This is a genomic window from Streptomyces sp. NBC_00483 (genome assembly GCF_036013745.1).
Taxonomy (GTDB): Bacteria; Actinomycetota; Actinomycetes; order Streptomycetales; family Streptomycetaceae; genus Streptomyces.
This window is the reverse complement of the sequence record NZ_CP107880.1, coordinates 5,800,019-5,812,976: the sequence shown is the minus strand read 5'-3', so window position 1 is coordinate 5,812,976 and position 12,958 is coordinate 5,800,019. Positions and strand designations below refer to the sequence as shown.

Annotated in this window: 8 protein-coding genes; 1 reads left to right on the top strand and 7 read right to left on the bottom strand. The window is 71.9% G+C overall.

Going from position 1 to position 12,958, the window contains the following annotated elements:
* Positions 1-27: 27 nt before the first annotated feature.
* The 7 genes from OHA73_RS26200 to OHA73_RS26170 form a co-directional block, all read right to left on the bottom strand.
* On the bottom strand, positions 28-1,656 hold the full coding sequence (locus tag OHA73_RS26200; protein WP_327656267.1) for a succinic semialdehyde dehydrogenase: 1,629 nt from the start codon (positions 1,654-1,656) through the stop codon (positions 28-30).
* 131 nt (positions 1,657-1,787) lie between these two features.
* Complete coding sequence (locus OHA73_RS26195; protein WP_327656266.1) at positions 1,788-3,518, bottom strand: serine/threonine-protein kinase; 1,731 nt, start codon at positions 3,516-3,518, stop codon at positions 1,788-1,790.
* Between the two features lie 104 nt (positions 3,519-3,622).
* Positions 3,623-5,221 (bottom strand): serine/threonine-protein kinase, encoded by a 1,599-nt coding sequence (locus OHA73_RS26190; RefSeq protein WP_266713187.1) that lies wholly within the window; start codon positions 5,219-5,221, stop codon positions 3,623-3,625.
* A 67-nt stretch (positions 5,222-5,288) separates the two neighbouring features.
* Entirely contained in the window at positions 5,289-5,561 is a 273-nt protein-coding gene (locus OHA73_RS26185) for a hypothetical protein (protein WP_327656265.1), read from the bottom strand.
* A gap of 161 nt (positions 5,562-5,722) precedes the next feature.
* Positions 5,723-7,375, bottom strand: a complete 1,653-nt coding sequence (locus tag OHA73_RS26180) for a serine/threonine-protein kinase (RefSeq protein ID WP_327658526.1) — start codon at positions 7,373-7,375, stop codon at positions 5,723-5,725.
* Between the two features lie 113 nt (positions 7,376-7,488).
* Complete coding sequence (locus OHA73_RS26175; RefSeq protein WP_327656264.1) at positions 7,489-9,645, bottom strand: protein kinase; 2,157 nt, start codon at positions 9,643-9,645, stop codon at positions 7,489-7,491.
* An 86-nt stretch (positions 9,646-9,731) separates the two neighbouring features.
* Entirely contained in the window at positions 9,732-11,720 is a 1,989-nt protein-coding gene (locus OHA73_RS26170; RefSeq protein WP_327656263.1) for a serine/threonine-protein kinase, read from the bottom strand.
* Between the two features lie 140 nt (positions 11,721-11,860).
* Here OHA73_RS26170 and OHA73_RS26165 point away from each other — a divergent pair, with 140 nt between their 5' ends.
* Positions 11,861-12,895 (top strand): serine hydrolase domain-containing protein, encoded by a 1,035-nt coding sequence (locus OHA73_RS26165; protein WP_327656262.1) that lies wholly within the window; start codon positions 11,861-11,863, stop codon positions 12,893-12,895.
* Positions 12,896-12,958 lie beyond the last annotated feature (63 nt).

Here is a 12,958-nt window from a genome sequence, read left to right as displayed (position 1 = left end):
AACTTTGAGCGGTGGAGCGGCCATTGGCTACCTGAGGCGGAACTTCTTCATCACCGACAGGCTCACGCTCATGAACTTCGCGTACGCCTCGTCGTCCATGCCGAACGACGGGGCCATCGGCATCACGCGCTGATGGGCGACCGTCTGGGCCTCGGTGTACTTGAGGATGCCCTCGGAGCCGTGCCTGCGGCCGAGGCCGGACTCCTTCATGCCGCCCATGGGGGACTGGACGCTGCCGTACGCGGGGGCGTACCCCTCGTTGATGTTCACGGTGCCGGTACGCAGGCGGGCGGCGACCTCGTGGCCGCGCTTGGCGCTCTTCGTCCAGACCGAGGAATTCAGGCCGTACGCCGTGGAGTTGGCGAGGGTGATCGCCTCCTCCTCGTCGCTGAAGCGGTAGATGGAGACGACCGGGCCGAAGGTCTCCTCGTTGCAGACCGACATCGGGGCCTCGACGCCGTCCAGGATGGTCGGCTCGAAGAAGAACGGGCCGATGTCGGGGCGCGCGGCGCCGCCCGCGACGAGCGTGGCCCCCTTCGCGACGGCCTCGTCGACGTGCCGCGTCACCGTGTCCAGCTGCCGCTGCCCGACGAGCGAGCCCATCTCCGCGCCGTACGCGAGGGACCGGCCGAGCCGCATCCCCTTGGTGCGGGCGGCGAACCGGGCCACGAACTCGTCGGCGATCGACTCGTGGACGTACAACCGCTCGATGGAGATGCACAGTTGACCGGCCGAGGAGAAGCAGGCGCGCACGGCGCCGGCCGCGGCCTTCTCCACGTCGGCGTCCTCAAGGACCAACATGGCGTTCTTTCCGCCGAGTTCGAGCGATACGCCGACGAGACGGGCGGCGGCGCCCTGCGCGACCTCGCGGCCGGTGCGGGTCGAGCCGGTGAACGAGACGTAGTCGGCGTGCTTGACCAGCTCGGGGCCGACGACCGGGCCCTCGCCGATGACGACCTGGAAGACCTCGGACGGCAGCCCCGCCTCGATCAGCAGATCGCGCGCCCACAGGGCGGTCAGGCAGGTCTCCGTGTCGGGCTTCATGACGACCGCGTTGCCCGCGACGAAGGCGGGGAGCGCGTCGCCGACGGAGAGCTCCAGCGGGTAGTTCCACGGCGCGATCTGGCCGACGACACCGCGCGGCTGGCGCAGCTCCGTCACCTTGGTCAGCGTCGGCACCGCGCCCGTGTGCCCCTTGGGCTTCAGGTACGACGGGGCCTTGCGGCCGTAGTGCCGGGCCGCGACCGCGACGGCCTGGACCTCTTCGTGCGCGTGCAGCCGGGCCTTGCCGGTCTCCAGCTGGATCAGGTCGAGCACCTCGGCCTGGCGGGCGAGCACCAGGTCGTGGAAGCGCAGCAGCACGGCGGCGCGCTTGCGGACCGGCGTCTTCGCCCAGACCTCCTGGGCGGCGCGGGCCCGCTCGAACGCCGTCGCCACGTCCTCGGGCGTCGACTCCGGGAGGTCCGCGAGCTTCTCGCCGGTGAACGGCGTGTGGTTCGCGGTCCGCCCCGAACCGACCACGTCCTTCGTGAGCCGGGCGATCAGGTCCGGTGTCACCACGTCGACGGCCGTGCGGGCGCCCTCGGGGGCGGCCGCGACCGGGTTCGTGCGGGTCTTCTCTGCTACGTGCTCGGGGGTGGCCTGCGACTGCTTCATAGCGCGAGCGTAGGCCGGGGCGTGCGCTTTGGGTACCGGTCGGTAACAGGTTTCACCGAGTGCACACACCGCGCCAGTGATCGCTGGCAGCAAAGCCGCTGATCAGGGCTTTGCCGCCAACCTCCGCCACTTCAGAGCTTCTTGATCCCCAAGTTGGCAATGGCGGTCTTGGCGACCTCGCGGCCGCGCTCGGTGAAGTCGCCCTTGCCCGGATAGTCGATCCACAACCGGTACATGTCGCCGGCCTTGGTCTTGTAGTAGAACGCCTTCGCCTCGCGCGGGACGTCCTTGTCGAAGTCCGTCCCCGTGCTGCTCACGCCGTACGTGATCGTGTTGAGCGCGGCGTCGCGGTCGTTGTACGTGACGTTGGAGTCCGTCTTGCTGGTGCTCTCGGTGTCGCTCGACATCGACACCCCGGCGCCGCTGAACGTGCCGCCCTTGATGTCCTCGGAGTCCTTGGTGGCCTCGGCGTCGGCCGTGCTCGCGATGTCGGTCGTGTCCTCCTTGTGGTCCCAGCGCACCAGGTTCACGGAGATCGCGCCGCTCGGGTCCGCGTACGTCATCACGGACTCGTCGTCCTCGTCCGGGATCGGGATGTACGCGTCCGGCAGCCCGAGGGTCGTGTTCAGCGGCGCCCCCGCCTCGAACTCCTTCCAGCCGTCCGGCAGCGGACCCGCGAACGGGTTCGCGAGGACCAGGTACGCCGCGGCAGCCACCACCACGACACCCGCCCCGATGCCGAGCAGCGTCTTGCGGCCCAGGCGCAGGCCGCCCTGGGCCGAGCCGATCTGGACGACCTGCGTGGGCGCCTGGGACGGGGGCTCGGCGGCCTTCTCCAGGAGGATCCGCACCTGCGCCGCGTTCGGCCGGCGCGCCGGGTCCTTCTGCAGCAGGCCGTTGATGGCGTCGGCCAGCGGGCCCTGCGCGGCGGCGGGCGCGGCCGGCGTCGCGTTCAGCACGGACTGGAGCGTGGCGGGCGTGTTGTTGCGGCGGAACGGGGACACGCCCTCGGTCGCCGCGTACAGGACGACGCCGAGCGACCACAGGTCGGAGGCCGGTCCCGGGCGCTGACCAAGGACCCGCTCCGGGGCGATGAACTCGGGCGAGCCGACGAAGCCGCCGGTGTCGGTCAGATTCGTCTCGCCCTCGATCTGGGCGATGCCGAAGTCGGTGAGGATCACGCGGTCGTGGCGGCCGAGCATCACGTTGTCCGGCTTCACGTCGCGGTGCAGGATCCCCGCGGCGTGCGCGGCCTCCAGGGCGCCGAGCACCTCGAGGCCGATGCGGGAGGCCTCGCGGACGCCGAGCGTGCCTTCCTGGAGGGCGGCGCCGAGCGAGCGGCCCTGCACGAACTCCATGACGATCCACGGCTGGCCGTCCTCGACGGCCACGTCGTGCACGTTCACGACCGACGGGTGGTCGAGCCGGGCCGCGGCGCGGGCCTCGCGGCGCATCCGCTCGAAGGCGTTGGACCGCTCCCGCTCCGGCAGGTGGTCCGGCAGCCGCGGCTCCTTCACGGCGACCTCGCGGTCCACCGTCTCGTCCTTCGCCCGCCACACCGTGCCCATGCCGCCGTGGCCCAGCTTGCTCAGCAGCCGGTAGCGCCCGGCCACGAGCCGCCCCGCGCCCGGGTCGTGCTGCTCGGGCACGACCTGGGTGGGCTGGTGCTGCGGCTGATGCGACTGCTGCTGTTGTTGTTGCTGATGCGACTGCTGCTGGTGCGGCTGCTGTTGCTGGGGCGCGGCCTGCGTGGGCTGGGCGTACGGGTTGCCGGGGTGCGGCGCGTACGGTTGTCGCGGCGGCTGGAGGCCGTAGCTGGTGGGATCGTTCGGGCCGTGTGCGGCTCCCCCGTTGTCACTCATGGGGTCATCCCTACCTCGCGGGGTACGCCGGGTTCCACCGAGGACACGAATTGTGACCGCGCTGATGCGAGGCACCGGACCCCAGGCACACCAACACCCGGCCATTACCGCCCAGATGCCGCAAAGGTGTCGACGGCCGCGTCGAAGTGGGCGCGCGCCCGGGCGGTGTCGGCGACGGGCGCCGAGACCCACACGTCGTACAGCCGGCCGCCCTCCTCCCAGCACAGGTCGACGGTGCGCCGGGCGCCCTCGGCCTCGCTGAACCCGTCCCAGGTGAACTCCCACAGCGCCGCGTCGTGCCCGTTGTGCGAGGTGTCGGTGACCTTGGCGGCGCGGTAGCCCGGGTTGCTCTTCGGCCCTTCGGCGGCGGAGCGCCGCTGCACGGCGCCGGGGCCGCCGCTCTGCGTGCGCCCCACCTTGATGCCGATGCGGTAGGTCTCGCCGGGCGACATGTAGAAGATCCGCGACCCGTCCACGGAGCGCGTGAACCCGTCGGGCACGGCGAGCCGGAACCCCTCGCGGTCCGTGACCGTGCGATACCCCTGCGGGGCCGCGGCGGACGGCGTACGGGTCCCCGGCCGGGTCACGGTGACGGTGGAGGTCGGCGAGGGCGAGGCGGAGGCGGACGGCGTACGGGTCGGGGCGGAGACGGTGGTCGTCGGGGGCGGCGCGGGCGTCTTGCCGTTGTCCCCTGCCAGCAGCACCGCGGTGGCGATCCCGGCCCCCGCGACCGCGGCCACCAGCGCCGCCGCCACGAGCAGCGCCCGGGTCGACACGACGCGCCTGCGCTCCGCCGTGGGCACGTTGGCCTGCGTCGGGGTGTAGAGCACCCGCGGCACGAGCGGGATGGGGATCGCGGGCTGCGGCGTCGCCCCGGTGGCGATGTACGCGCGCAGCAGCCGCTCGGCCTCGTCCAGGTTCATCCGGCGCACGGGGTCCCGCTCCAGCAGGCCGCGGATCACCGGGAGCAGCGGTTCGGCCTCCTCCGGCGGTCTTATCTCGTCGTAGACGACGGCGTGCAGGATGCCGCCCAACGAGTCGCGGCGGAACGGGGATTCGCCGCTCATGCCCGCGCACAGCAGCGCCCCGAGCGACCACAGGTCGGCCCCGGCCCCGGCCCGCTCCCCCTGCATCCGCTCCGGCGCCGTGTACTCGGGCGAGCCGACGAACCCGCCGTTCTCGGTGAGCGTGGTGGCGCCCTCCACCTGGGCGATCCCGAAGTCGGTGAGGACGACCCGGCCCGTCGAGCTCTCCAGGAGTACGTTCGCGGGCTTCAGGTCCCGGTGCAGCACGCCCGCGGCGTGGGCGACGCGCAGCGCGCCGAGCAGCGCGAGCCCGATCCGGGCGGCCTCCAGGGGTTCGACGGGGCCCTCGCTCGCGATGCGGTCGGCGAGCGAGCCGCCGTTCACCAGGTCCATCACGATGTACGGGTGTCCCTCGTACAGCACCACGTCGTGCACGACGATCACGTTCGCGTGCTGCAACTGGGCCACGGCCCGCGCCTCGCGCAGCATCCGCTCCCGCTGCTGCTGGGCCTCGTCCTCCGAGAGGGTCTCGTCGACGCCGAGTTCCTTGACGGCGACCTGGCGCCCGAGCAAAGTGTCGGCTGCCCGCCAGACGACGCCCATGCCACCGCGCCCGATCCTGGCCTCCAGCCGGTAACGCCCGGCGATCACACGGGCGTTGTCCCCCTCGGTCCCCATGCGCCCCATCATGCCGCACGGGTGTGCGGACCGAGTCCTCGCTTCCGGTCAGGGGCGCCGGTCAGGGTTAGCTTCCCTCGGTCATGTGCGCGTAGCTGCAGGCGTTATTGGCGCGCGAACGCGTCACCCCGATCGCGACCAGCTGGTTGGAGCAGTCGGAGACCCCGGATCCGTCGTACGACCCCCTCGTGCACGCCTTCGTGACCTTCGGGCCCACCGTGTACCACTTCGACAGATAGCTCTTGCACAGAGAGATGTCCGCCGAGGCCGGAGCCGCCGTCACGATCGGCACAACTCCCGCGGCAGCAATGACACTCACCGCGGCAAGAGCCCTCTTCATCCGCATCAACTTCAAGCACCCCGTCTTCTCGACACTCGAAGCGCGCCCAACGGCTCGCTCGAGGGCAGTCATTTGGTCAGGCACGAGGAGATCACTTAGGTGCTGTACATGTCAGCGGCATACGCAACCATGGCTTGATCTTTTCGGTCGGGGCGGAGCCGCTACTGCGCCTGCGGCTCCCGCCAGCCACGCAGGATCGCGTCGAAGGTCTGGCGGGTCTGGTTCCCGTTCCACTTCCCCGCCGGTACCGCCAGGTAGATCGCGTACTCCGTGCCGTCATCGGCCCGGTAGGTCTCCTCCATGGCGTGCCGGGGGCCGGACGACGCGTCCTTCGTCCCGGCCCTCCAGGTGAACTCCCACCGCGAACCGCGCTGGTCCCGGAACGTGTTGGCGTTCAGGCTCACCCGCTGATAGCCGGGCAGCGTGCGCCGCAGGGTCTTCTCCAGGTCCAGCTGGTGCTGGTACGAGTCCTGCCAGTCGGTCTGCGCGTCGATGGCGATGCGGACGAACGTCTCTCCGCCATCCGGTGAGTAGTCGATCTGGTTGCTGTCCGTCTGCCGCTGCCAGCCGGGCGGCAGCATCAGGCTGAACCCCTCGGCTCCGGCGACGCGCTCCCAATTGGCGGGAACGGAACCGGCCTTGGCGGACCCCTTCGAGCCCTCCCCCGACCCGTCCCTGCCCGCCCCGTCCTTGCCCGAGCCCTTCTCCTGTGCGCCGCCCTGGTCGTACGTGGCCTCCGTCCCGGTGCTGCGGTGCTCGGCGTAGTACAGGGCGGCGAACGCGCCTCCGCCGCCGACGAGCGCGGCGGCGAGGACGACGGCGAGCGCTTTCGGCCAGCGCCGCGCCCTGGTGGTGGACGCGGGAGCCCGGTCGAGGCCCGGGGGTGTCACGGTCGTGGTGGCGGCCGTGCTCATCGGCGTCGGCGGGGGCGGCGTGAAGCCGGTCGGCTGGGCCGGGACGTGCACCTGTGTCGGCACGTACGCCTGCGCCGCGCTCGCCCGGCGTCCCTCCGCCGCCTCGGCGAGCATCGCCTCGGCCGCGTCGGCGTCCGGTCGCGCGGCCGGGTCCTTGCTGAGCAGCGCGCCTATGACGGGCCCGATCGCCCCGGCGTTCTCCAGCGGCTCCGGGTCGTCCTCGACGACGGCCTGCATCGTACTGATCGGCGACGTGCGCCGGAACGGGGAGAGGCCCTCCACGGCGGTGTAGAGCGTCGCGCCGAGCGCCCACAGATCGGCGGCGGGCCCGAACTCGGTCCCGCGCACCCGCTCGGGCGCGAGGTAGTCCACGGAGCCGACGATCTCGCCGGTCCGCGTGATGGTCGAGTCGCCCTCGACCTGGGCGATGCCGAAGTCCGTCAGTTTGACCTGGCCGTTGCTGGCGAGCAGCACATTGCCCGGCTTCACGTCCCGGTGCAGCACACCGGCGTTGTGCGCGGCGCGCAATGCCCGCAGCGTCCACAGCCCGATCCTGGCGGCCTCGGCGGGGGCGACGCGCCCTTCCTCCTTGACCGCGTCGGCCAGCGAGCGGCCCTCGACCAACTCCATGACGATCCACGGCCGGTCGTCGTGCTCCAGCACGTCGTGCACGGTGACGACGGCGGGGTGGTTGATCCGGGCGGCGGCGCGCGCCTCCGTCTGCGTACGGGCGAGCAGGACGGCCCGGTCCGCCTCGGCCACCCATTGGGCAGCCGTCAGCTCCTTCACGGCGACGGCGCGGTGCAGCACCTCGTCGTGCGCGCGCCAGACCCTGCCCATGCCGCCGCGCCCTATGGATTCACCGAGCCGGTACCGGCCGGCGAGGACCTCGCCCTGCATCTGATTCACGTTTCCCCGCTACTGTGTCGACCCGGTTCACACTAGGGATCAGCCGCCACCCACGGAACAGCCGGGGTCCCACAGAGACCGCACTGTGACGCTTTGTCGTCGGCTCAACCACCGTAGCGATACGTCGAGTACGCCTGTTGGTACAGCCGCGTGACCTCGTCCCGCTCGGCCTCCGGGCCGCGTACCTGCACCACGTGGTACTTCCCGCCGACCACCATCGCGAGATTGCGGACGTACATCTCGCGCCCGTCCGAGCCCTGCCAGGTGAACTGCCCCTCGGCCATGGTCCGTCCGCCGACGTCGATGCTCTTCATGCCGCTCGACGTGGCCCAGGTGGAGTCCCGGAACGGCTGCAACTCCCGCTCCTCCTCACGCTGGTACTTCATGGGGTCCTTGCCGTACGTCGCCGTGGAGTCGCGCCCGGGGACGACGATCATCTCGAAGGCGCCGTGCGCGTACACGACCTGCCCCCGACCGTTCTTCCCCGTCCGCTGCCACCCCTTGGCGACGGCCACCTCGAACCCCGCGGGGTCCTCGCGCAGCACGAAACCGGGGGCCACATCGGACTGCGGTTTGGTGGAGGACGGAGTCGAACTGCGCTTGCCCGACGGGGACGCGGCGCTCTTCGACGGCTTCGGCTCCGACGACGGCTTGCCGCGGTTCTCCGACGAGGCGGAGGGCACGGCCCCCACCGCGTTCTCCTGCTGGGCGCCCGCCGCCCCGGACCCCGCTCCACGGCCCTCCTTGGGCATGAACACCATCGCGTACGCCACGGCGCCCACGAGCCCCAGCAGGATCAGCACGAGCAGCCAGCGCCCGAGCGATCTCGGCCGCCGCTGACCGGGAGCCCTCGCGGGACGCGGCGCGCGCTCCACGGCCCGGCTCCGCTTGTGTCGACCGTGCTGCCCGGAGGTGGCCGGAACCCGCGCCCTGCGCTTGCGGACGAGCTCTCCCCTGCGGCGTACGACGGGCAGCCGGCCCGCGTCGAAGGCGGGCGCGGGGATGACGTTCGCCCCGGCCTCGGGCTCCGGCGCGGAGCGCACCAACGACCGCAGCCAGCCGCGCAGTTCCTCGATGTCGAGCCGCTCGGTGGGGTCCTGGCGCAGCAGCGACTCGACGACCGGGCGCACCGGCCCGCACTCCTCGGCGAACGCGGGCGGCTCGGCGCACACCATCTGCACCAGCTCGGGCGTGGACTCCTCCGGGTACGGAGCGTGCCCCTGCACGGCACGGAACAGCAGCGCGCCGAGGGCCCACAGATCGGTGGCGGGCCCGACGGGCGCCGCCAACTGCCAGTTCTCCTGCACCGGATGCGCCTGCTCGGGCGCCCACCGCTCGGTGACGGGCCCGACGACGGTCATCCGCACCTGGCGTGCGCGCTCGGCGATCACAGTGCCGCCAAATCCAGCCCCTCCGGCAATTCCAGCCCCGCCGGCGTTTGAGGCGCGGGGTCCGGGGCGGAGCCCCGAGTCGTCGCCCCCATCGGCCTCGGGTATCAACTCCCTCCAGCGGGACGGCTGAACAGGCAACCCGGCCCCCGCCGGCTCCGCCCGCCCCGCCACCGCGCCCGCGCGATACGCCGCGACCGCCCCCGCCCGAGCCGCCCGATGATCCCCCGCCCCGGGCACCGGCACCGGTTCCTCGACGACGTCGTCGGCCTCCTCCGGGAAGGCCGGCACCACGTCGTACCCGCACAACGCCTCCTCCGCGGCGCCCACGGCGAGCCCCGTGAGCATCACCCGCCCGTCGTCGCAGACGAGCACGGTCCGCGCCGTGACGTTCCTGTGCACCCACCCGTGCGCGTGCAGCACCCGCAGCGCGGTGAGCACGTCCGCGGCGACCTCGGCGGCCCGGTAGGGGCTGAGCGGCCCACGGGCGAGCAGCGCCGACAGCGGCCGCGCCGCCACCAGTTCGCTCACGATCCACAGCGAGCCGCCCTCGGCGAACACGTCGAAGACCTGGTCGAGGCGGGGGTGGTCGGGTATGCGCGCGGCGGCCTGCACCGCCTCGACGGCGCGCGCCACGGACGGTTCGGCGGCCTCCCGCCCCGTATCGCCCCCGGGCCGGAAGCCCTCCGGCAGCCCGTCGGCGTCAAGGACCTCCGCCTCGACGACCTCGGGCAACGGCACCTGCCGTACAAGGACTTCCTGGCCGCTGTACGTGTCGAAGGCCCGCGTCTCGGCCGAGGAGTCGTACGCGTCGGAGGAGAGGACCGGCAGCCGGTACCGGCCCGCGAGCACCCGCCCCGCGTACTCGTCCACGACGACTCCCCCTGTTCCACCGGCTCTGCCGAGCGACTGCGCACGGTCCGCAAACATTCACGATACGTGCCGGGCGCCCCGCTGGTTCAGGACTTGGGCTTGAACGTCTGTGTGAATGTCTTCCAGGTCGTCTTGCGCTGCTCGCCGCTCCAGGCGGAGTCCTTGGCGGTGTACATGAGCCCGTATCCCAGCGAGCCGTTCACCACGGTCCCCCGGTCTATCGAGTGCCACTTCGTGCCGCCGTCGACGTACGTGAACTCCCAGTCGGCCGTCTTCCAGCCGCGATAGTCCACCGACGCTATGCGCACCCGGTCGTACTGGGGGCGGACCATGCTCCGCTCCTGATTGCGCCAGTCCGCGACCGGGTCGGACTTGGGGCTGTTGGTCCAGCCGACGAGCAGCCGCTGCCCGTTGGGCCCCGTGAAGCGGGCTCCCGCCGCCTCCGTCTTGACGTACTTCCACCCCTTGGGCAGGCCGATCGAGAAGCCCTGGGAGTGCTTGTACGTCTCCTTGGCGGCCGTGGCCGACTTGCCCCCGGCGTCGTCACCGCTCGGTGAGGCGCTCGCGCTCTGGTCGGGAGACCCGGAGTCACTCGCCGACGGGCTTCCGGAAGGCTTCTTGTCGTCGCCTGAACCCTTGTCCTGGCCCTTGTCGGCGTCCTTGTCGCCGCTGCCGGCGTTCTTGTCGTCCGAGCCGGCCGTGGCCCCCGACGACGCGCCCTTGTCGCCGCCCTTGGCGTCCGTGCCGTCGCCGTTGTTCAGGACGAGGGCCAGGATGCCGGCGAGCACGACGAGCGCGACGACGAGTGCGCCGATGACGAGGGAGCGGCCCCGCAGCGCGTCCGCGAGGACGGCCGCGCCGCCGGGGCGCGCACCGCCCGGAGCCGGACCCGCGGGCGCGGTCGCCGCGGGTTCCGTCTTCTCCTTCGGGGCCGTCGCCGCGGCGGCCGCCTTGCGTACGTTGGTCAGGGCGCCGCGCATCTTCTCCGCGGTCTCCGCGCTCTTCGCGGCGACACCGGCCGCGGCCGAGGCGGCAGCGGCCCTGGCGGCAGCCGTGGAGGCACCCTTCTCCCTGGGCTCCCTGCGCTTCTTCGGCGCGGGGGCGGGCGGGAGCGGCACCACCTTCGTGGCCTCGACCGGCTCCGGCTCGGGGGCCGGCTTCGGCTCCGGGGCGTGGATGACGTCGTTGAGCATCGACCGCGCCGCCGCGTCGTCGAGCCGGTGGTCGGGGTCCTTCTCGAGCAGGCCGTAGATCACGGGCTCCAGCGGCCCGGCGTTCTTCGGCGGGTCCACCGGCTCGGTCATCACGGCGGTCAGCGTGGCGATCGCCGACCCCTTGTCGTACGGCGGGACGCCCTCCACGGCCGCGTACAGCAGACCGCCGAGCGACCACATGTCGGCGGCGGGGCCCGGCTTGTGGCCGCGGGCGCGCTCCGGCGAGATGTACGAGGGGGCGCCGACGAGCATGCCGGTGGAGGTGATCGAGGGGTCGCCCTCGACCTGCGCGATCCCGAAGTCCGTCAGAACGACGCGACCGTCCTCCGAGATCAGCACGTTCGACGGCTTCACGTCGCGGTGCAGGATGCCCTCGCGGTGCGCGGAGCGCAGCACGTCGAGCACGGCGAGCCCGACCTCGGCGGCCCGCCGGGGTTCAAGCAGCCCGTCCTCGCGGATGGCCTCGGCGAGGGACATGCCCTCGACCAACTCCATGACGATCCACGGCCGGTCGTCCTCGTCGACCACGTCGTAGACCGTCACCGCGCCGTTGTTGCGGATCCGCGCGATCGCCTTCGCCTCACGCAAGGTGCGCGTGATCAGGCGGCGCTTCTCGTCGTCGTCGATGGCGTTCGGGAAGCGCAGCTCCTTCACCGCCACCGTGCGCCCGAGCGTCTCGTCCTTGGCCCGCCACACGGTGCCCATGCCGCCACGGCCGAGCACGTCGCCGAGCCGGTACCGGCCGGCGAGCAGCCGGCCCTCCGGGTCCTTCACGGAAGCCCCCTGAGTGTCCCGACCGGATGAATCCTGGCGAGTGCCCTTGTCTTCACGGGCCTCGCCCGCCCGCTCCGCCTCCGACATGCGTCCCCTCTAGCAACCCGCCCTGACAGAGCCTTCATTGTCCCATCACTGGACCACCACTCCGCGCGCCGGGTCACCCCCACCCGACACGCACAGGAACGTCCCACAATGATGGCCCGCGCCGCCGAAAGGGACCGTCGTTGCCCGCACTCCGGACACTCCTGGCCATACCGCTGGCCGTGGCCGTGCTGTGCCTGGGCCAGGGCAGCGCGCCCGGCCCGACGACACCTGCGGACGACACTCTTCCGCTGCTCGTGACGCGAGGCAAGGCCCCATCGGCCGCGCTCCTCGCAACCGCCGGTTCCACCGGCCACTTCACCACCACCAGCCCCACCCTCACGCGCTCCGATCATGTGCGCGCGGGCAGCATCACCAAGACTTTCATCGCGACGGTCGTCCTCCAACTTGCCGCGGAACACCGTCTGAAACTCTCCGCACGCGTCACCACCTACCTCCCCTCCCTCACAGGCACCCGTACGCTCACGGTCCGCTCGCTGCTCACCCAGACCAGCGGCCTCTACGACTTCACGACCACCACCCGCGGCCACGTCCCGCTTACCCCGACGGCGGTGGCGAAACTCTCCCTGTCCGAGCCGCGCACGACCCAGCGCGGCACCTGGGCGTACTCCAACACCAATTACGTACTCCTGGGCATGATCATCCATCAGGTCACGGGCCACTCCTACGCCACGGAGGCCCGCAGCCGCATCATCGACCCGCTCCACCTCACCGGCACCATGTTCCCCGGCACCCGCACCACGGTCCCGAGCCCGCACGGCCCCGCCGCGGTCCGCCTCGACCCACGCACGGCCGGCGCATCCGGCGAACTGATCTCCACGCTCCCCGACCTGAACCGCTTCTACGCAGCCCTCCTGGAGGGCCGCCTCCTCCCACCCGGGGCCCTCCGCACGATGCTCAACACCCGCCCCACGGACGGTCATTACGGCATGGGCCTCTACCCGGAAAAACTCCCCTGCGGCACCACGGTCTGGGGCCACAACGGCCGCATAGCCCACACCTACATCCGCGCAGCAGCCACCCGCACCGGCTCACACGTCGTCACCTACCGCACGACAAAGGCAACTTTGTCGGGCAGCGGGGCCCCTGAGCGCCGAATACTCACGGCAGAGTTCTGCCAGTCCAGCCCCGCAAAATCAAGCCCCGCCGGCGATTGAGGCGCGGGGCCCGGGGCAGAGCCCCGCAACCGCAACCCCGGCTCCCGCAACAAACAACACCCG